The 21,708-nt window shown below is 45.6% G+C and carries 18 protein-coding genes; all 18 read left to right on the top strand.

All coding sequences use genetic code 11. The annotated features are described in order from the left end of the window. Positions 1-311: 311 nt before the first annotated feature. The gene (locus V6984_RS19370) at positions 312-1,766 is read left to right on the top strand and encodes an ABC transporter substrate-binding protein (protein ID WP_342757239.1); all 1,455 of its coding nucleotides are present in this window, start codon (positions 312-314) and stop codon (positions 1,764-1,766) included. A gap of 156 nt (positions 1,767-1,922) precedes the next feature. Then, positions 1,923-2,951 (top strand): sugar ABC transporter permease, encoded by a 1,029-nt coding sequence (locus tag V6984_RS19365; protein ID WP_342757238.1) that lies wholly within the window; start codon positions 1,923-1,925, stop codon positions 2,949-2,951. Further along, positions 2,948-3,793, top strand: coding sequence for a carbohydrate ABC transporter permease (locus tag V6984_RS19360; protein WP_342757237.1), 846 nt, complete (start codon positions 2,948-2,950; stop codon positions 3,791-3,793). Before V6984_RS19365 ends, V6984_RS19360 begins: the two co-directional genes overlap by 4 nt. A gap of 11 nt (positions 3,794-3,804) precedes the next feature. After that, a complete protein-coding gene (locus V6984_RS19355; protein WP_342757236.1) occupies positions 3,805-4,995 on the top strand; it encodes an AGE family epimerase/isomerase in 1,191 nt (396 codons plus the stop codon). After that, entirely contained in the window at positions 4,970-6,142 is a 1,173-nt protein-coding gene (locus tag V6984_RS19350; protein WP_342757235.1) for a glycosidase, read from the top strand. Before V6984_RS19355 ends, V6984_RS19350 begins: the two co-directional genes overlap by 26 nt. Positions 6,143-6,166: 24 nt before the next feature. Beyond that, positions 6,167-7,189: a glycoside hydrolase family 130 protein gene (locus V6984_RS19345; RefSeq protein ID WP_342757234.1), complete on the top strand. Its 1,023-nt coding sequence runs from the start codon at positions 6,167-6,169 to the stop codon at positions 7,187-7,189. A 29-nt stretch (positions 7,190-7,218) separates the two neighbouring features. Further along, on the top strand, positions 7,219-8,280 hold the full coding sequence (locus tag V6984_RS19340; protein WP_342757233.1) for an electron transporter RnfD: 1,062 nt from the start codon (positions 7,219-7,221) through the stop codon (positions 8,278-8,280). Beyond that, positions 8,277-9,404 (top strand): SGNH/GDSL hydrolase family protein, encoded by a 1,128-nt coding sequence (locus tag V6984_RS19335; RefSeq protein WP_342757232.1) that lies wholly within the window; start codon positions 8,277-8,279, stop codon positions 9,402-9,404. Before V6984_RS19340 ends, V6984_RS19335 begins: the two co-directional genes overlap by 4 nt. 9 nt (positions 9,405-9,413) lie before the next feature. Continuing rightward, positions 9,414-11,696: a methyl-accepting chemotaxis protein gene (locus V6984_RS19330; protein ID WP_342757231.1), complete on the top strand. Its 2,283-nt coding sequence runs from the start codon at positions 9,414-9,416 to the stop codon at positions 11,694-11,696. 55 nt (positions 11,697-11,751) lie between these two features. Further along, positions 11,752-14,013, top strand: a complete 2,262-nt coding sequence (locus V6984_RS19325) for a GH1 family beta-glucosidase (RefSeq protein ID WP_342757230.1) — start codon at positions 11,752-11,754, stop codon at positions 14,011-14,013. A gap of 180 nt (positions 14,014-14,193) precedes the next feature. After that, positions 14,194-15,381, top strand: coding sequence for a pyridoxal phosphate-dependent aminotransferase (locus V6984_RS19320; RefSeq protein ID WP_342757229.1), 1,188 nt, complete (start codon positions 14,194-14,196; stop codon positions 15,379-15,381). Positions 15,382-15,408: 27 nt separating this feature from the next. Next, complete coding sequence (locus V6984_RS19315; protein ID WP_342757228.1) at positions 15,409-16,254, top strand: patatin family protein; 846 nt, start codon at positions 15,409-15,411, stop codon at positions 16,252-16,254. A 104-nt stretch (positions 16,255-16,358) separates the two neighbouring features. Continuing rightward, positions 16,359-17,192, top strand: a complete 834-nt coding sequence (locus V6984_RS19310) for an undecaprenyl-diphosphate phosphatase (RefSeq protein WP_342757227.1) — start codon at positions 16,359-16,361, stop codon at positions 17,190-17,192. Positions 17,193-17,257: 65 nt separating this feature from the next. Continuing rightward, complete coding sequence (locus V6984_RS19305) at positions 17,258-17,401, top strand: hypothetical protein (RefSeq protein WP_342757226.1); 144 nt, start codon at positions 17,258-17,260, stop codon at positions 17,399-17,401. After that, positions 17,370-17,741, top strand: a complete 372-nt coding sequence (locus tag V6984_RS19300) for a DUF6465 family protein (protein ID WP_342757225.1) — start codon at positions 17,370-17,372, stop codon at positions 17,739-17,741. Before V6984_RS19305 ends, V6984_RS19300 begins: the two co-directional genes overlap by 32 nt. Before the next feature lie 314 nt (positions 17,742-18,055). After that, complete coding sequence (gene hrcA, locus V6984_RS19295; protein ID WP_342760055.1) at positions 18,056-19,057, top strand: heat-inducible transcriptional repressor HrcA; 1,002 nt, start codon at positions 18,056-18,058, stop codon at positions 19,055-19,057. Positions 19,058-19,097: 40 nt separating this feature from the next. Then, a complete protein-coding gene (gene grpE, locus V6984_RS19290) occupies positions 19,098-19,787 on the top strand; it encodes a nucleotide exchange factor GrpE (RefSeq protein WP_342757224.1) in 690 nt (229 codons plus the stop codon). A 64-nt stretch (positions 19,788-19,851) separates the two neighbouring features. Beyond that, complete coding sequence (gene dnaK, locus V6984_RS19285; RefSeq protein ID WP_342757223.1) at positions 19,852-21,705, top strand: molecular chaperone DnaK; 1,854 nt, start codon at positions 19,852-19,854, stop codon at positions 21,703-21,705. Positions 21,706-21,708: the final 3 nt, after the last annotated feature.

Genomic DNA, 21,708 nt, shown 5'->3' with positions numbered 1-21,708 from the left:
AATTGATTAATTAAATAAAAAGTAATAAAAAGATAAAAATGACTAAAAAGTAAAAAAATTATATTTTTTATAGCTTTTAAAAAATAATAGTTTATAAATATTGCATAAAAAATAGATATAAAAATTGTGTAAAAGGAGGAAATATACAATTGATGCAAGAATTAAAGATTAAAAACAAGAAATAATGATGATTAAAAAATAAAGTTAAATATAATTAAAATAAAGTTACAGAGTAAAATTTGCCAAATAAATAAATTTTACCGGGGACTTAATACAGAAAACAAGCAAAACAAAAAGGAGGAATACCTATTATGAAACTGAAAAAAGTATTGGCACTCAGTATGGCGGCGGTACTTACCCTGTCGATGGCGGCATGCGGCTCTGGAAGCGGCGAAAGTGCGGCAGTAAACACGAATGAGGAAGTGACCGAGGAGGCACCGGCGGAAACTACAGAGGAAACTGGAGAAGATGCGGCAGCAGAGGACACTGCTTCGGCGGGTGAGCTGAGCTATACGAATATCGTTCTGGGAGAAAGCTATAAGGATATAACTACTACCATAAAATGGCTTACGCACAGAACAGACTTGATCGATAGCGGAATGATAGACAGCTATATTGCAAAATTCAACGAAACGTATCCTGATATTACAGTAGAAGTAGAAGGCGTTACCAACTATGCGGATGATGCGCTGCTTAGGCTGACTGCCGGCAATTGGGGAGATATCATAATGATTCCTGCAGTTGATAAGAATCTTTTAAGCGAGTATTTCGTGCCTTACGGCAGCCTGGACGATGTGAGCGAGGTAGTCAGATTCGCTGACCAGTGGATGTATGACAACACAGTATACGGCATAGCCTCCACCGGTAATGCTCAGGGTATCGTATACAACAAGGCAGTTTTCGAGCAGGCGGGAATCACGGCTATTCCCAAGACTCCCGAGGAGTTCATTGCGGCACTGCAGGCGGTTAAGGACAACACGGATGCGATTCCGCTGTATACCAATTATGCGGCAGGCTGGACCATGGGAGCATGGGATGCATATATCAACGGTTCCGCTACCGGTTCCAGCAAGTACATGAATCAGGAGCTTATACATACGCAGGATCCTTTCCAGAATTATGGAGACGATACTCATGCTTATGCAGTATATAAGATTTTATATGATGCGACAGCTAACGGGCTGATTGAAGATGACTATACCACTACAGACTGGGAAGGCTGCAAGGGTATGATAAACAACGGAGAAATCGGTTGTATGGTACTTGGCTCATGGGCTTACTCCCAGATGGTAGATGCCGGAGAGCATGGCGATGATATTGGATATATGTCTTTTCCTATCACAGTAGGAGGCAAGCAGTACGCTTCAGCAGGCCCTGACTATAACTACGGAATTAACGTAAATGCTTCAGATGACAATAAAGCGGCAGCTATGGTTTTTGTAAAATGGATGACAGAGGAATCGGGATTTGCCTATAACGAAGGCGGCGTTCCGATCAGCATGGACGGAGAATATCCGGCGCTTTACTCAGCTTTTGACGGCATTGAATTCATAGCTGACGAACCGGCAGTGGCTGGCGAAGAGGATATCTTAAACGAGCTGAATGCGGAATCCGAGCTCAATATCAACAGCGGAGGCGACAGCAAGATTCAGGCTATTATTGAGCATGCAGCCAACGGAGATATGACCTTTGACGAAATTATGGCGCAGTGGAACGAGGCATGGACCAGCGCTCAGGAGACGGTGGGAGTGGAAGTGACGAACTAATTTTAGTAATTCATTTCATAGTTGCATGGCATCATTTGTTGCTTGGGAGGGTGGCTTTTCATTTCCCGGGCAATAATACCATCGATTGACAAGGTCACACACACGTGAAAAACCTTGTCAATCGACGGTAAAGACGGTAGATAAGGAGGATGCGGTATGTCGGCTGCTGCAGAACGGGTTGTGCAGACAAAAGAGAAAAAGCCCTTTTATTTTCTGAAATGGGCAAAGAGCAGAAAAGGGCAACAGACAATTATCATAGTAGCATTTATGTTTATACCTCTTTTATTGCTGTTTACCTTTACCTATTTTCCCTTTGGGGAAATGTTCAAATTCAGTTTTTATAAGATGAAATACATAGGGCCGAGGAAATTCGTAGGGCTGGAGAATTACATCCAGGTGTTCAAGAGAGACGACTGCTTCGGAGCTTTGAAGCTCAGCCTTTATTACATAGGCGGAGCTATGGTGCAGCTCGCCATTGCCTTATATTTGGCGACCATACTCAGCTTCAAGGTAAAGGGGGGGAGCATTTTCAAGGGCTTTATGTTTTTCCCTTACCTGATCAGCGGAATTGCAATTGGATTTATCTTTAAGTTTTTTTATACAAGAGGATTTGTGTTCGATACGGTCCTTCAATGGTGTGGTTTTGAATTGGAAAATCTTCCGTACTGGCTGAAGGACCAGAGTATCAACAACATTTCACTGGTTGCCACAAGCGTATGGCGTTACTTCGGACAGAACATGGTTCTCTTTATCGGAGCGATTATGTCTGTGGACGCAGAGCTGTACGAGGCGGCTGAGCTGGACGGTGCAAATAGATTTCAACAGTTTCGGTATATCATATTGCCGAGCATCAAGACAATTGTAACTCTCAACGTTATTTTATCCATTACCGGTTCCTTAAGCGCTTTTGAACCGCCCTATGTTATTACCAGCGGTGCGAATGGAACGGGCACCTATTTCGTCATCATGAACGAAATTGCTCATGTCAGCCAGAAAGTAGGTCTTGCGTCGGCGATGGCGATCGTTCTTTTGGTCATTATCTTTATCGCTACGATCCTTCAAAAGCTCTTCTTCAAGTATGCGATGCGGGATGCGGAGGATGAGAATACCGTTGCAGGATTAAGAAGGGAAAAGAAGCTGGAGCGCTATAGAAATAGAAGGAGAAAGGGGCGGGTTACCGGATGATACTGTTAAAATGTAAAAAATTCATATGGACTTTTTTGAAATATTTCTCGCTTCTGTTTTTCTCTTTCGTGGCAGTGATTCCTATTGTTTCCTGTGTGATTACTGCTTTTAAGACGAATGAAGAGTATCAGAGCACCAATGTAATGACCCTGCCGGAGAGCTGGCTTAATTTTGACAATTTTATTGAGGCGTTCAGAAGGGCTAATATGGGGCAGGCCTTTATTAACTCCACGGTAGTTCTTATCGTGGTGCTGATAGGTTCTATCTTGTTCGGAACACAGATCGCCTACATACTGAATCGCTTTAAGTTCCCTGGAAACGGGCTGGTGCGCAACCTGTTCCTTTTTGCGACATTGCTGCCTGGCGTGGCGATGCAGGTTTCCGTTTATTCCATTATGAATTCTTTGGGATTCATCAATCATTTATATGGCTATATTATCCTCATGATGGGAACTGATGTTATTTCCATATATATCTTTATACAGTTTTTTGAAAATATTTCAATCTCGCTCGATGAATCGGCGATTATGGATGGAGCATCTTATTTTACGATTTATGCAAAGATACTTTTCCCCCTTTTAAAGCCGGCCATCGTGACCTGCATGATACTCAAGGGAGTGGGAACGTACAACGAATACTATATGGCGCAGCTGTATCTTCAGGATAAGACCAGGCTGGGAACGGTGGCAACTTCGCTGTTCACCTTCACCGGCCCGCTGGGAAGCCAGTATAACCTGATTTGTGCAGGTGTCATTATCTCCCTGCTTCCGGCGCTGATTGTTTTCATACTGTGCCAGAAACAGATATACAGCGGCCTTATGGCAGGTGCGGTAAAGGGATAGGAGGGAAGCTTATGTTAGCCAGTGAAATGAAAGAGCATCTTACCACAGTCATCCTTCCTTTCTGGAAGAAACTGCGGGATGATGAAAACGGCGGCTATTATTCTTTGGTGGATTATAACTTGAAGGCAGATGAAAAGGCGGTAAAGGGAAGCATCCTGAACAGCCGTATCACATGGTTTTTTGCCAACGCTTACCTGCTGTTAAAGGAGGAGGAGCTTTTGGATTATGCCAGGCACGGCTTCGAATATATGAAGACATATTGCCTGGACAGAAAATATGGTGGAGTTTACTGGTCGACCCGTTATGACGGCAGGCCTGAGGATACGGAAAAACATACTTATAATCAGGCTTTTGCTATCTATGCTTTGTCCTCCTACTATGAGGCGAGCGGGAACAAAGAAGCATTTTCCATGGCTATGGATCTCTTCCGTCTCATAGAAGAAAGGTGTACGGATGAGTTCGGCTACAAGGAATGCTTCGACAGAAGCTTCGAAGAGATCGATAACGATAAGCTGTCCGAAAACGGGGTCATTGCGGAAAAAACTATGAATACACTTCTGCATGTATTTGAAGCGTATACAGAGCTGTACCGGATAGGCGGCAGCGGGGAAGTGAAAGAAAAGCTGCTTTGGATTCTGGATACCTTTGCGAATAAGGTATATAATCCGCAGCTTCGCAGACAGGAGGTATTCTTCGATGCGGAGATGAACTCGATTCTGGACCTGCACTCTTACGGACACGATATCGAGACGGCGTGGCTCATAGACAGAGGGCTTGAAGTGCTTAAGGAAGAAGCTTACGAGAAAAAGATGCGCCCTATACTGGAAGCGCTGACTGAGCAGGTATATAAGATGGCCTTTGACGGATGTTCTCTCGCCAACGAGTGCGAAAAGGGAGTGGTGGATGAAAGCCGTATCTGGTGGGTGCAGGCGGAGTCCGTAGTAGGATTTCTGAACGCTTATGAGCACAATCCTGAGAGGAAGAAGTATAAGCGGGCGGTGGAAAACCAATGGAACTTCATAAAGAAATATGTGACCGATAAGAGAAAAGGCTCGGAATGGTATTGGAAGGTGGATAAGGAGGGCAACGCCATAGAAGGTGCCCCCATTGTAGAACCGTGGAAATGCCCGTACCATAACGGCAGAATGTGCTTCGAGGTCATTAGGAGGACGGAACATGCTGCACAAGAAGTATTTGGATGAACTTGAAAAATATGAAGCTTTGATTAACAGAAAAAATGAAATCGACGAAAGTTTTTATAATGGTATCTATGACAGATATAAATATCCGGTGCTGACAAGAGAGCATATTCCGCCGATTTGGCAGTACGATTTGGATATAGTGTCCAATCCGTATTTCATGAAGCGGCTGGGAGTCAATGCGGTAATGAATTCGGGAGCCATAGAATTAGATGGAAAATATTACCTCGTGGCACGTGTCGAGGGGGATGACAGAAAGTCTTTCTTCGGAGTGGCGGTAAGTGACAGCGGGACGGAGGGCTTCCGGTTCTTGGACTATCCTGTAATTCTTCCCGATAAATACCCGGAGGAAACCAATGTCTACGATATGAGACTGACCAAGCATGAAGATGGGTATATTTACGGACTGTTCTGCTCTGAGAGCAGGGATAAGTCGGCAAGCGACCTGTCAGCGGCGGTGGCGTCAGCAGGGATCGTCAGAACAAAGGATTTGAAGACATGGGAAAGGCTGGATAATCTGGTGACAAAAAACTCGCCTCAGCAGAGAAACGTAGTGCTGCACCCGGAATTCGTAGATGGGAAATATGCATTTTACACCCGGCCCATGGATGATTTTATTGAGACCGGTTCCGGCGGCGGCATAGGCTTCGGCTTATGTGATGATATTGAGCATGCATTGATCGGAGAGGAGAAGATGGTCAGCCTGAGGAAATATCATACGCTGACTGAAGCTAAGAACGGCGCCGGGGCAGTGCCGATCAAGACGGAAAAAGGATGGATACATATTGCTCATGGCGTGAGAAATACGGCAGCAGGGCTTCGTTATGTAATCTACGCCTTTGCTACGGATATAGATGATCCGTCCAAAATCATTGCGGAGCCGTCAGGGCTGTTGATCGGGCCGCGCAGGGAAGAGCGCATGGGAGATGTATCTAATGTGGTATTTACCAACGGCGCGATAGTGAAGGAAAACGGAGAGGTATTTATATATTATGCATCCAGCGACACGAGGCTGCATGTGGCGGTAACGACAATCGATAAGCTTATGGACTATGTATTCCATACGCCTGAAGATCCTCTGCGATCTGCGGACTGCGTAAAGCAAAGATGCGCACTCATAGAAAAGAACCTGAAATACTTGAATGCATAAATACGAATAATGGAGGCTGGCAAGATGAACAAATTAAAAATGATTAGTGAACCGGTAAAAAAGGTTCCGTGGCAGGAGCCGCAGGAAAAACCTTTGGATGCGCCGGTGTGGAGATACAGCGGGAATCCCGTCATTGGGAGAAATCCGGTGAAGGGCGTTGCCAGAATATTCAACAGTGCGGTTATGCCTTATGGAGAGGAATTCATCGGAGTGTTCCGCGGAGAACAAACCAACGGCATTCCGTACATTTATATGGGGAGAAGTGAGGATGCTATCCACTGGAACATCGATCAAGAGAAGATTCCCTTTGTGGACGAGGAGGGAAAGCCCTTCATGCCGGCATACGCCTATGATCCGCGTCTGGTGAAGGTAGAGGATACCTACTATATCATATGGTGTCAGGATTTCTACGGCGCATCGCTGGGCATAGCCAGAACCAATGATTTTAAAACCTTCGTGAGATTAGAGAATCCATTCCTTCCCTTTAATAGAAACGGGGTATTGTTCCCGAGAAAGATAAACGGTAATTTCATGATGCTGAGCCGCCCCAGCGACAGCGGGCACACTCCCTTTGGAGACATTTTTGTCAGTGAAAGTCCCGACATGGTGTATTGGGGCAGGCATCGCCATGTGATGGGCAAAGGAAACGAATGGTGGGAATCTCTGAAAATAGGAGGAGGTGCAGCGCCTATCGAGACGACAGAAGGCTGGCTTTTGTTCTATCACGGAGTGAGCGGAACGTGCAACGGATACGTTTATTCCATCGGCGGCGCGATTCTGGATATCGACAATCCCTCCATCGTGAAATACCGGTGTGAGAATTTCCTTCTCACGCCGGAGCAATGGTATGAGGAAAGGGGATTTGTTCCCAATGTATGTTTCCCCTGTGCCACAATCCACGATTCGGAAAGCGGAAAAATAGCCATTTACTACGGAGCCGCAGACAGTTATGTGGGCCTTGCATTCACAAGACTTGAGGAAATCGTTCCGTATATTAAGGAGCACAGCTCGGTCACAGTGTCTGATACGGAAATCGGAAGGCGTTAGGAGCACGGAGGAAAGGAAGTTGATGACCTATGATGATAAAGCCGGATGATAAGAGGCTGACCTATTGCGGAAGAATTGATTTCGAAGACAAGAATGCGCCTGTATTCGTATATCCATGCAGCAGCATACGAATCCATGTAAGCGGAAGTTTTGTGCGTATTGTTCTAAGCAACAAAAAAGCTTATTGGGAAAACTCGCTGGGCTTTCTCATAGACGGCAGACAGGGCAAAGCGATCCTCCCCGAGGAGGAAGGTGAGACGGCAATAACCCTGGCGGAGCATCTGAAAGAGGGTTTGCACGACGTTCTGATTTTCAAAAGACAGGACTCCTGTCATACCTTTGCTTTCTATGGGCTGGAGGTGGAGGAGGGGGCTCTCGTGCAGGCTTCCGGTCCGGCTCCCTCGCGGAGGATAGAAGTATACGGAGACAGTGTTTCCGCCGGAGAAGTGTCCGAGGCTGTGGAATATGCCGGGAAAGAGGACCCGGAGCATAATGGGGAACATTCCAACAGCTATTATTCCTACGCGTGGATAGCGGCCCGAAGGCTGAATGCGCAGATACACGATATCGCTCAGGGAGGCGTGGCTCTCCTTAATGGTACCGGGTGGTTTATGGAACCGGATTACATAGGAATGGAAGAAATCTACGATAAGCTGCAATATCAGCCTGGTCTCGGGCCGGTGAAACGATGGGATTTTGCACGCTACAGGCCCCACCTCGTTCTAGTGGCGATCGGGCAGAACGACAATCATCCTCTGGACTATATGGCGCAGGATTATGAAAGTGAAAAAAGCGTTTACTGGCGCAGACATTATAAGATGTTCATACAGAATTTAAGAAACATATATCCACAGGCTGTCATAATACTGCAGACGACGATTTTGAATCATCATCCTAACTGGGACCGCTCTATCGGTCAGGTGCAGGCGGAACTGGGAGATTCTCGCATATATCATTTTTGCTATACGGACAACGGATGCGGGACACCGGGACATATTCGGATTCCTGAGGCAGAACGGATGGCGGAGGAGCTGACGGCATTTGTTGAGTCTCTTGGGGAGACCGTATGGAAGGAGGAAGAGGGGACATGAAGGAAGACGAAAGTATTATGCCGGAGGGAGGTGTGATAAATCGGGGGAATCTATACCGTCTGAAAAAAATAATGAGACGGGCGAGGAGCGGTAAGCGGCTGACCATCGGTTTTATCGGAGGTTCCATCACCCAGGGCTCTCTGTCTTCAACACAGTATACCTGCTACGCCTATCTGGTGTACAACTGGTGGAGGGCGAAGTTTCCTGAGGCTGAGTTCTTATATGTAAATGCCGGAATCGGAGGAACTACCTCGCAGTTTGGAGCGGCGAGAGTGGAGGAAGATCTGCTTTGCCATAATCCGGATTTCGTTATTGTTGAATTCAGTGTGAATGACGAGAACAATGACCATTTCGCAGAGACTTATGAAGGACTTGTCCGAAGGATTTACCGGAGTGCCGGTGAGCCTGCATTGTTACTGCTTCATAATGTACGCTATGACAATGGAGAAAATGCCCAGGAAGAGCATGAGACGATAGGCAGAACATACGGGCTTCCCTGCATCAGTATGAAGAAGGCTCTTTATGGAAAAGTAACTTCAGGGGAAATACCGGTTCGAAGTATCACGCCGGATGATTTGCATCCCAATGATGCAGGACATGAACTGGCAGCGGGAGTTGTTATAGAATTTTTGGAAGAAGTGTATAAGAACTGCTGGGAAGAAGAACTACCGTTTTGCGAAAGCGGATTACCGGAACCGGTGACAAGAAACAGATACGAGAATTCTATGCGGTACAGGAACGATAATTGCGCTCCTAAATGTAATGGATTCACAAAAGATTCGAAAAAAAACGAAAAAGATTCACATATTTTCCAAAAAGGGTGGATTGCAAGCGGCATAAATGATAGAATAGTATTCGAAATTGAGGGCACGACAATTGCCGTTCAATATCGGAAATCTATAAGGAAACCAGCGCCGGTAGCTCGTGTTGTAATAGACGGTAAGAAAGAAACAAGTTTTCTTTTGGACGGAAATTTTGATGAGGACTGGGGCGATTGCCTATACATTGATACGGTTGCGGAAAACTTGGAAAATACGGCACATTCGGTGGAAATTACCATCGTGGAAAACGGTAAGAATCCGGCGGTTCCGTTTTACCTTGTATCAGTGATTGGTTCACGATAGGAGGATGTCATGGGGACAGTAGAAAACACGAAAGCGGGATGGACCGCCAGGGGGAAAAAGGGGAACAAAAAGAAGCTGGCTTTACCGGGAATCAACTTTAATAAATGGTATTTTCGTAAAAATTCGAAAAAGTTTAATGAAGTTGTGTCGGAGCTTAAGGGAAAAAAGGAAAACAATACAACACATAATAACCAAAATAAGGGCAGCATAAAGGGTAAAATAACGTTTGGTACATTTTCTAATACAAGTATAATGGGAACTTTGATCAAGGCTTTTCTGGTTCCTATTGCGCTTATTATCGTACTTGGCTTCGTATCATATAAGACCGCTTCCGGCGTCATAAAGGAAAAGGTGGAGGATTCCTCCGTGAGTACCATATCGGCCATGAGCATGTACTGCGATCTGCTTACGGGAAATGTGTCCTCGAAGGCGCTTGAAATGGTGGTAGGGGATGATATGTCCTCGTATTACGAAGTGTATTACAAACAGAACGACAGCAAAGCAATGCAGTACTGGCGCGACGCAAAGAAGAATCTTCTTCAGGTGAAGGCCAGTGTGCAATATTTATACAGCTATTCCATTATTCCGGAGAATGGGACCTATCTCACTTCCGTATCGGGAAGTATGGGGGATAACGTTTATACGAGCTTTATGGAATCTGCAGAGGGGCAGTATTTCAAAGATAATGCGACGCGTAAAAACGGATGGTTCGGCTATCATTCGTTCCTGGATGAGCGTCTGTCCATTTCCGAAGATAGATATGGTCTCGCTTTTTTTCAGAAGTTCCTGAAGGCAAATACCTATCTTGTTCTGGATATTACCACACAGACCATCGAAGAGATGCTGAACCAAATGGACTTCGGTGAAAACAGTATCAAGGCTCTTATATCTCCTGACGGCCGTGAAATCGTGCGCGTGCAGCAAGCGGAGGCAGGAACGGGGGCTTTGCTCCAGGATAAGATGGCGGCAGTGTTCACGGATAAGGATTTCTACGCGGAAAGCCTGAATGCAAAGGAGGCCGGAGACCGCTATGTCAAATATAACGGAGAAACATATTTATACGTGTTTTCGCCCGTGGGAAATACGGGAATCATGCTGTGCGGTCTGATTCCCCAGAATAATATTTTAAAAGAAGTAAACTCGATACGCAATCTGTGTGTCGTTATGGTACTGCTTGCGTGCATCATCGCCTTCATCATAGGTGGTATGATAGCAACAGGCATGAGCAAGTCTGTTAAGGTAATAACTAAAGGTCTGAACGAGGTTGCGGGCGGGAATCTGACGCAGGAGTTCCGGATCAACAGAAAAGACGAATTCAGCCTTCTTGCCAAAGGCTTGAACGACATGCTGGAAAGCATGCGGACGCTCATGAAGGATATGCAGATATTCGGAAATAAAGTAAAGGAAATGGCAGATGGAGTTGCTGTTAAGTCGGTGACCATCAATACCTCCATCAAGGAAATTTCCTCGGCGGTAGACGAAGTGGCGGCAGGGGTACAGACTCAGGCGAAGGAAGCGGATAACAGCAACTGCAGGATGTCGGATTTTGCGGTGAAAATAGATGGAGTCTGTGAAGGCGCAGGAGATATGACCAACACGGTAGACAGAGCTACCTCAGTAGTGGAGCAGGGCCGCGTTATCGTTGATGAGCTGAATAAGAAGTCGGAGACCACGGTAGCTATTACAAAGGTACTGGTAGAGAATATCAACGACGTGCAGGAACGTTCTACAGAAATAGAGGGCTTTATCGATACGATCAACAGCATTGCCAGACAGACTAATCTGCTTTCCTTAAACGCTTCCATAGAAGCGGCCAGAGCAGGAGAAAATGGAAGAGGTTTTGCGGTCGTTGCCGAGGAGATCAGAAAGCTTGCGGATGAATCCATGCAGGCAGGCAAGAGCATTAAGGACATCGTCGAGAATATTCGCGAGACCACAAGAAGAACGACGAAATCGGCCAGGGAGGCGGAAACGATTATTTTCGCTCAGGCGACATCTCTGGAGGAGACTATTCAGGTCTTTGGGGAAATCAATAGCTGTGTTGAGAACCTTGTGGACGGACTTAAGCATATTGCGGACAGCATGCAGGAAATCAATGGGGAGAAGGAGCAGGTTCAGGAGTCCATTCACAGCATTTCCGTGGTTTCGGAGCAGTCTGCAGTGGCTACCGAGGAAGTCACCGCTACTTTAGATGATCAGGTTAAGATCGTTTCCGATTTGGCAAAGGACGTTGAATTATTGAGAAAAGAAGCGGATGCGTTAGACCAGTCCATCGGAAGATTTATCGTATAGGAATATGGGCCATCCGTGAAATTTACAGACAGCAGGACAAAACGGAGGGTCAGAAATGTTTCGTGATGATTTTGTTTGGGGCGTTGCCAGCAGCGCCTATCAAATAGAAGGAAAAGATATAGAAGACGGGGGCGGGAAAACGATATGGGACACCTTTGCGGAGAAAGGAAGAATCGCAGACGGGCAGAATGCGAAAGCAGCCTGCGACCATATACATAGATATAAAGAAGACTTTGCTCTCATGCGGCTTATGGGAGTAAAGGCATACCGCTTTTCCGTCAATTGGGCGAGAATCATGCCCGAAGGTACAGGGACGGTGAATGAAAAGGCAATCGTACTGTACCGGGATATGATCCTTGAGATGAAGAAGAATGGGATTGAGCCGTATCTCACCCTGTATCACTGGGAATTTCCTCAAGCCTTGCAGGACAAAGGCGGCTGGCTGAATGGCGAAAGCGCCGATTGGTTTGCGGACTATGCCAGGGTTGCGGCGGAAAGCTTTTCTGATTTGTGCGAATATTTTATTACGCTGAACGAACCCCAGTGCTTTGTCGGTCTGGGTAATCTTACGGGGGAACATGCACCGGGACTGAAGCTGTCTGTGAAAGACATCTTCCAAATGGCACATAATGTGCTTAAGGCTCATGGCAGAGCGGTCATCAGCCTGAGAAAATATGCTAAGCGTCCCATAAAGATAGGATATGCCCCTACTTGTGGAATGGCTTATCCGAAGACGGACAGTGAAGCGGATATCGAGGCGGCAAAAAAGGTGCTGTTTGGCTTTTACAATCCGCTGGAACGATGGACGTGGAATGTGGCTTGGTTCTCCGACCCGGTATTCCTGGGGCACTACCCGGAAGAGGGACTGAATAAATATAAGGAATATCTGCCTGAAATCACAAAGGAGGACATGAAATTAATATCGCAGCCTCTGGATTTTATGGGACAAAACATATATAATGGGTACATGGTAAGCGCGGGAGCAGACGCAGAGCCGGTGTTCGAGAACAGGAAGCCGGGTTATATGAAGACTGCTGCCGGCTGGCCGGTAACACCCGAAGCTTTTTACTGGGGAATAAGATTTCTCTATGAAAGATATGAGCATCCGATGTATATTACGGAAAATGGCATGTCTTGTCATGATGTGGTTTCTCTGGACGGCAGGGTGCATGATCCGAACAGAATCTATTTTCTGGATATGTATTTATCCGCACTTCAAAAAGCATGCGATGACGGCGCAGATGTGAGAGGGTATTTCCTCTGGACATTTTTAGATAATTTTGAATGGGATAAAGGATATACCGAACGTTTCGGCATTGTCCACGTGGACTTCGAAACGCAGAAGCGCACGGTAAAGGATTCAGCTTTCTGGTATCAGAAGATCATGGAGACAAACGGAAAGGAACTCAGTATCAATAAGCTGATGAGACAGATATTATTTTTAAATCCTATTTATAAACAGATGGTTTGGGGTGACGAACGCTGGGGGGTAAGTGCGCATCCTCACGGGGACTGCGAGGTAAAAGAGGGCTTTTACAAGGGAAAAAAGCTTTCTGAGCTATGGAAAAAGCTTCCCGGGCTGTTCGGCAATTACGATGCGCAGAATTTTCCTCTGCTGGTGAAGCTGATCGATGCCAAGCAGGATTTGAGCATTCAGGTTCATCCTGACGATGCCTATGCGGGCGCCCATGAGAATGGAAGCCTCGGCAAGACGGAATGCTGGTATGTTGTGGACTGCGATGAGGATGCCAGTCTGGTCATAGGGCATAATGCCAGGACGAAGGAACAGATGGAAGAAATGGTTAAAAAAGGCGAATGGGAAAAATTCCTTCGGGAAGTTCCCGTGCGCAGAGGCGATTTTATACAAATCGATCCGGGAACCGTTCATTCGATCAAGGGCGGCCTTATGATATTGGAAACCCAGCAGAGCAGCGACATCACCTATCGGCTTTATGATTATGGAAGAACGCAGAACGGAAAGCCCAGAAAGCTCCATTTGGATAAAAGCATGGATGTGATTACCGTTCCCTCGCACGACATAGAAAATGATATGGAAAATACTTTGGATTTGAATGTGAATTCCATGAACGTCCTCGTGTCCAACAAATATTACACGGTTTGGAAGCTGGAGGTAGCGAAGGACTTCACCATAAGTCAGGACTATCCTTTCATGAACATGAGCGTCATAGAAGGAGACGGTCTTATCAACGGCCAGCTCATTCAAAAAGGAGATCATTTCGTTCTCCCTGCGGACTTTGGCCTGATTGAACTCCACGGCAAGATGCAGTTAATCGCTTCGGCAGTGAAGCTGATATAATGAATGTAATTTAAGAATATTATTAATAAGAAGATAGAGAAGCTGCCGCCTGAGCATATCAAAGGCGGTGGTTTTATTTTCTGCTATGTAAAGAAAGTTATACCGTAATCGGAAAAACTGTGATAGAATAATTGCTGTGAAAGAATCTGATGTAAGCTTTGAAAGGAGAATAACGATAGAATGATTGCAGCAAAATATAGAGACATGTTAGGCGCGAAATCCGTTATCAGAGAGTTGTCTGAATATGCAACTGCCAGAGGCAGGGAAATCGGTTATGAGAATGTGTTCGATTACAGCCTCGGCAACCCTTCTGTGCCTGCTCCGGAGAAGTTTAAGCAGGCGATGGTAGACCTGCTCGAAAAATGCGATCCGATGGCGCTTCACGGATACAGTCCCAGCCTCGGAATCATCTCCGTGAAGGAAAAGGTTGCGGAGTCCCTGAACAAGAGATTTAACATGAGCTATACATATAAACATATATTTATGACAGCCGGAGCGGCAGGAGCTATCTCTCATGCGGTCCGGGCCGTCACGGTGCCCGGAGATGAGGTGTTGACATTCGCGCCGTTTTTTCCGGAATATCATCCTTATATCGATTTGAGCGGTGCCGTGCTCAAGGTGGTACCTCCGAATACGGAGACTTTCCAGATCAATTTTGAGTGTTTTGAGGAGATGCTTAATGAAAAGGTGATGGCGGTTCTGGTCAACACGCCTAACAACCCTTCCGGCATTGTCTATACAAAAGAGACTTTGGAGAAGCTTGCGGAGACTATGACGAAGAAATCTGAAGAATATGGTCATGATATTTATCTGATTTCCGATGAGCCATATAGGGAAATCGTATTTGCGGGAGTGGAGGATATCTACGTATCGAAGGTATACGATAACACCATTAGCTGTTATTCCTATTCAAAGTCGCTGTCCATCCCCGGCGAGAGAATCGGATATATTGCGGTAAACCCTGCATGCAGGGACGCGGAGACCATCGTCAATATGTGCGGTCAGATTTCCAGAGGGATCGGACATAACTGTCCTTCCTCTATTGTGCAGCTTGCGGTGGCAGAGGTTCTTTACGAAACTTCTGACTTATCTGTATATGAAACGAATATGAATCTTCTATACAAAGAGCTTACAGATCTCGGCTTCACCTGTGTGAAGCCGGGCGGCACCTTCTACATTTTCCCGAAAGCGCTGGAAGAGGATGCGAAGATTTTCTGCCAGAAGGCGAAGAATTATGATTTGATTCTGGTTCCGGGCGACAGTTTCGGATGCCCGGGATATTTCCGTATGGCATATTGTATCGGCACGGAGAAGGTGGAACGTTCTTTGGCGGCCCTTCGGAAATTCGTGGAAGCAGAGTATCGTTAAACTGTTATAAAAGGAAGGAGTATTGTTATGTATCAGGCTGGTCTTGTTTTGGAAGGCGGCGGCATGAAAGGGATTTATACTGCCGGTGTTTTGGATTTTTTTCTCGATAAAGAAATGGAATTTTCCTCTTGCTACGGTGTATCGGCGGGGGCCTGTCACTTATGCAGCTTTTTGTCGAAACAGAAGAAGCGCGGATATCGTGTAGGGGTGAATTATCTGGATAATAAGAGGTACTGCAGTCCTTACAGCCTTTTCACAACAGGGGATTTGTTCGGAACGGATATGTGTTATGATCTGATACCGAATTATCTGGATCCTTATGATTATGATACCTTTAATAAATATGAGGGTAAGGCCTATGCGGTAGTAACTAATATCAGGACGGGAGAGGCGGAGTACATACAGCTTCAGGATATGCACAGCGATATTCAGGCGGTACGGGCTTCCAGTTCTATGCCTCTCGTATCCCGTAACGTGAAGATCGGGGGAGAAATATATCTGGACGGAGGCGTAGCGGATTCTATTCCTATAAAAAAATCTATTTCCGACGGAAATGAAAAAAATGTGGTAATACTTACTAAGGAGACAGGCTATCGCAGAAAGCCTTCTTCCGGCCTCTCGCTCGTAAAAGCCCGCTATGTCAGGTATCCCAAAGTATATGAGCTGATGAAGGAAAGACATAGAGAATACAACGATACCTTGACCTATCTGGAGGAGCAGGAAAAAGAAGGAAAGGCGTTCATAATCCGTCCTAAGAGGATAAGCGAGGTAGGAAGAGTGGAGAAGGATGCGCAGAAGCTGAAGGCTTTGTATGAGGAAGGCTACAAGGATGCACAGGAAAGCTACGTGGAGCTTCTGGAGTATTTATCGTAAGGAATGAAGAAATAAAATGAAAGCTTTCGTTATATATTAATATATGATGAAACAGATGGACGGCAGATGAAAAAGGCTGCACGCCTGTCGGAGGAGGTTTGATAATGATAGAAATTTTGAAGGCGGTGCTGTTCGGTATCGTGGAAGGTATTACGGAGTGGCTGCCCATCAGCAGCACGGGGCATATGATTCTGCTTAACGAATTCGTTTCGCTGGATGTATCGCCCGAGTTCTGGAAGATGTTTTTGGTAGTCATACAGCTTGGGGCGATTCTGGCAGTAGTGATTCTGTTCTGGGATAAGATATTTCCTTTCGACTTGAAAAAGGAACCCCATATTAAAAAGGATATTTTTACTCTCTGGTTTAAAATACTGGTTGCCTGCGTACCGGCGGCAATTGTGGGAGTTTTGTTTGACGACTTGTTTGACGAGCTTTTTTATAATTATACATGCGTGGCAATCGCACTCATCGTGTTCGGTATTCTGTTTATCGTAATCGAGAATAGGAACATAAGTAAGAACAAAGCGCCGAAAATTACAGATTTGTCACAGCTCACTTATAAGACCGCAGCTATCATCGGCGTCTGGCAGCTGATCGCAGCAATATTTCCCGGAACCTCACGTTCCGGGGCAACGATTATAGGAGCCTTGCTTCTGGGTGTATCCAGAACGATAGCGGCAGAATTCACCTTTTTCCTCGCTATTCCGGTAATGTTCGGGGCCAGCCTTTTAAAGCTTGTGAAGTTCGGGTTGGTATTCACTACGGCGGAGTGGACGATTCTGGCGGTCGGCATGATAGTAGCCTTCGTGGTTTCCGTTATTGTAATCCGCTTTTTCATGGGATATATAAGGAAACATGACTTTAAGATATTCGGATGGTATAGAATTGTGCTGGGAATCCTTGTTCTAGCCTACTTTATGATCTTTGCCCGCTCTTAGCTCACTTGTTTGTCGCTCTACTTTGTTAAAGAGTTGACAAGACAGTTGAATTACGGTAGACTTTTATGGATGGGATTGGGAAAATGTGGTATTTGGATTGTATTTGTGAGTTCGATTCAGTTCGGAATTCGATGAAATCGAAATCCGGCATAATCGAATGTGAAAGGAGAAAAACCTATGACAGAGACGAAGAAGACATCAACCGTTAAATCTACTGTAAGTGCGGACACCACAGGAACGGCTGCGAAGAAGGAAGCAGCTAAGCCTGCGGCCAAGAAAACTCCTGCTAAGAAGGAGACGAAAGCGGCGAAAAAGACCACGGCCAAAGGATCGGCAAAGAATACAGATGTAAAACAAGTGATCAGTCTGCAATTTGGCGGAAAGTCCTACAGCATGGAGGACCTTACAAAAATAGCAGAGGATGTTTGGAAATACGATTTACATAAGAGCGATGAAGCTTACAAGTCATTGGAGCTTTATGTGAAGCCGGAAGAAAGTATCGCATATTACGTGTTTAACGGCGATATTTCTGGAAACTTCTTTATTTAATCAGGGTGTGTTTGAAACCTCACGGCACCGTTCTAACTGCCTCACTTTGCAGCTTTCAGACACATACAGGTAAGATTTTTTTATATGAACAGAAATTCCGGTTGGAATCTTCTGTTCATATTTTTTTTATAAATAATTTTGAAGTTATCTGTTGACATTGTATAGGGTAAGTGATATTTTATGGTAAGAAGGTATTAGCACTCCAAGATGTTGAGTGCTAACAAAAAACAAAGGGTCTCCATATTTTGCAGAAAGTATGGTCATAAAGATGGGAGGATGATGAAGTGCAGCTTGATGAAAGAAAAATAAAGATTATGCAGGCCATTATCCGCAACTATCTTGAGACTGGAGAACCGGTAGGCAGTAGAACAATTTCTAAATATACGGATTTGAATCTGAGTTCTGCTACCATAAGAAATGAAATGGCAGATCTGGAGGAGCTTGGATACATTATCCAGCCCCACACCTCCGCAGGAAGGATTCCCTCCGACAAAGGCTACCGATTATATGTAGATCAGATGATGGAGGAGAAAGAACGGGAGGTAGAGGAGCTGAAAGGCATCCTGCTGGAAAAAGAAGATAAGATGGATCATCTTCTGAAGCAGGTGGCGAAGGTACTGGCACAGAATACAAATTATGCCACGATGATTTCGGCACCTCAGTACCATCGCAACAAACTGAAATTTATACAGTTATCCCGTGTGGATTCCCATCAGCTTTTGGTAGTTACCGTTGTAGAGGGCAATGTAATAAAAAATAGCATGCTCCAGGTGGAGGAGGAACTGGACAGCGAATCACTTTTGAAATTAAATATCCTTCTTAACACCCACTTGAATGGACTTACTCTGGAAGAAATAAATCTTAACATGATAACGGCAATGAAACAGCAGGCGGGTATACACAGCACGATTATCGGAGAGGTTATCGATGCTATAGCGGAATCGATCAAAGCGGATGAGGACTTGGAGATATATACAAGCGGAGCAAACAATATTTTCAGGTACCCTGAGCTCGCAGACAATCACAAGGCCAGTGAACTGATTACCGCATTCGAAGAAAAAAAGCTTTTGGAAGAGCTGGTGGAAGAGCGGCTGTTGGATGAAAATAACACCGGCATTCAGATATATATCGGCGACGAGACGCCGGTACAGTCTATGAAGGACTGCAGCGTCGTAACGGCTACTTATGAGCTGGAAGAGGGAATGAAAGGAACCATTGGAATCATCGGACCGAAACGTATGGATTACGATAAGGTAGTGGGAACGTTAAAGACGCTGATGCACCAGCTGGATGATTTATATAAGAAGCGGGAATAAACAAAAGAAATAAAAAGTAGGAAAGAAAGGAATAAATGAAGTGGCAGAGCAGAAAGATATAAACGAACAGGATATTCAGGATGTATTGAACAAGGAAGATCCGGCAGATAAGAAAATCATAATTGACGGCGAGGAAGCAAAAGACAAGGAAATCCTGCCGGAGGATATCTCTTTGGAAGGTCAGGGAGAGGCACAGGCCGAAGAGGCTGAATGTGTGCAGGAAGATGAAGAAGGCGAAGAAAATGAAGAAAATGCCGGCAAAGGATTTTTCAAAAAGAAGGATAAGAAGCAGGAAGCCCTGAAACAAAAAGTGGATGAGCTTGAGGACAAGGTAAGACGCCAAATGGCGGAATTCGACAATTTCAGAAAGCGGACGGATAAGGAAAAGACGATGATGTTCGAGACCGGAGCCAGAAGCATTATAGAGAAGATACTTCCGGTGGTGGATAACTTCGAAAGAGGTCTTTCGACCATTCCCGAGGAAGAGAAAGGAAGCGGCTTCGCGGAAGGAATGCAGATGATTTACAAGCAGCTCATGACAGAACTCGACAGCTTGGGAGTAAAACCCATAGAAGCGATAGGCCAGGAATTCAATCCGGATTATCACAATGCGGTAATGCAGGTGGAGAGCGAGGAATATGAATCAGGAATCATCGCGCAGGAGCTATTAAAAGGCTATATGTACAGAGATACGGTAGTGAGACACAGCATGGTAGCTGTTGTAAGCTGATCGACAGACAGCGAATAAATTAGCGAGCAAATCAATTGAACAATATATTTAGGAGGGCTTAATCATGAGCAAAATTATAGGTATTGACTTAGGAACAACAAATAGCTGCGTGGCAGTTATGGAAGGCGGTAAACCTACCGTTATCGCGAATACAGAAGGCGCAAGAACAACACCGTCTGTTGTAGCTTTTACAAAGACTGGAGAAAGACTTGTAGGTGAGCCTGCAAAGCGTCAGGCAGTGACCAATGCGGAGAAGACGATTGCGTCCATTAAAAGGCAGATGGGTACCGACAAAGGCTGCACCATCGACGATAAGAAATATTCTCCTCAGCAGATTTCAGCGATGATTCTTCAGAAATTAAAAGCAGATGCGGAGAGCTATCTCGGAGAGACGGTTACGGAGGCGGTTATTACCGTTCCCGCTTACTTCAATGACGCACAGCGTCAGGCGACAAAGGATGCAGGTAAGATTGCGGGTCTCGATGTAAAGCGTATCATCAACGAGCCTACGGCAGCAGCGCTTGCATACGGACTGGATAATGAAAAAGAACAAAAAATCATGGTATATGACTTGGGCGGCGGTACCTTCGACGTTTCCATCATTGAAATAGGTGACGGAGTTATTGAAGTTCTTGCTACGAACGGAGATACCCGCCTCGGCGGCGATGACTTCGACCAGAAGGTAATCGATTGGATGTTAGCAGAATTCAAAAAGCAAGAGGGCGTTGATTTATCAAATGATAAGATGGCGCTCCAGAGATTGAAGGAAGCAGCGGAAAAGGCGAAGAAGGAATTGTCCTCCGCAACAACTACGAATATTAACCTCCCGTTCATTACGGCTACGGCGGAAGGCCCTAAGCATTTCGATATGAACCTGACGAGAGCGAAATTTGACGAGCTGACACACGATCTCGTAGAGAGAACGGCGCTTCCTGTTCAGAATGCGATGAAGGATGCCGGACTTACCAATTCTGAGATTGGGAAAGTTCTTTTGGTCGGTGGTTCCACACGTATACCTGCAGTTCAGGAGAAGGTAAAACAGCTTACCGGACAGGAACCTAATAAGAGCCTTAACCCGGATGAATGCGTTGCTTTGGGCGCTTCTATTCAGGGTGGTAAGCTTGCAGGGGATGCGGGCGCAGGCGAGATTCTTCTTCTCGACGTTACTCCTCTTTCTCTTTCTATTGAGACAATGGGTGGAGTTGCAACGAGATTGATCGAGAGAAATACGACGATTCCTACAAAGAAGAGCCAGATTTTCTCTACGGCAGCAGACAATCAGACGGCAGTAGATATCAACGTCGTTCAGGGTGAAAGACAGTTTGCCAAGGATAATAAATCTCTCGGACAATTCAGACTGGATGGTATCCCTCCGGCAATGCGTGGAATTCCGCAGATCGAGGTTACCTTCGATATTGATGCCAACGGTATTGTAAATGTTTCCGCTAAGGATTTGGGAACGGGAAAAGAGCAGCACATAACCATTACAGCAGGCTCCAACATGTCCGATACCGACATAGATAAAGCGATAAAGGAAGCGGCGGAGTACGAAGCGCAGGATAAGAAGAAAAAAGAAGCTATCGACACGAGAAATGAAGCGGATTCTTTCGTATTCCAGACAGAAAAAGCTTTGGCAGATGTAGGCGACAAGATTGATGCATCCGCAAAGAGTACGGTAGAAGCCGACCTGGAAGCTTTGAAGGCAGTTCTTGAGAGAACGAAGGATCAGGAAATGTCCGACAGCGACATCGATGAGATGAAAGCTGCAAAGGAGAAGCTGATGACAGATGCGCAGGCATTGTTCGCAAAGGTTTACGAGCAGGCACAGGGAGCAGCAGGTCCTGATATGAACATGAATGCAGATGCGGATTCTGCTCCGGCTGATGATGTGGTAGACGGAGATTACCGGGAAGTATAAATA

The sequence above is a fragment of the Kineothrix sp. IPX-CK genome (genome assembly GCF_039134705.1).
In the GTDB taxonomy this organism is placed as follows: Bacteria; Bacillota; Clostridia; order Lachnospirales; family Lachnospiraceae; genus Kineothrix; species Kineothrix sedimenti.
This window is presented reverse-complemented; position numbering and strand designations above follow the sequence as displayed.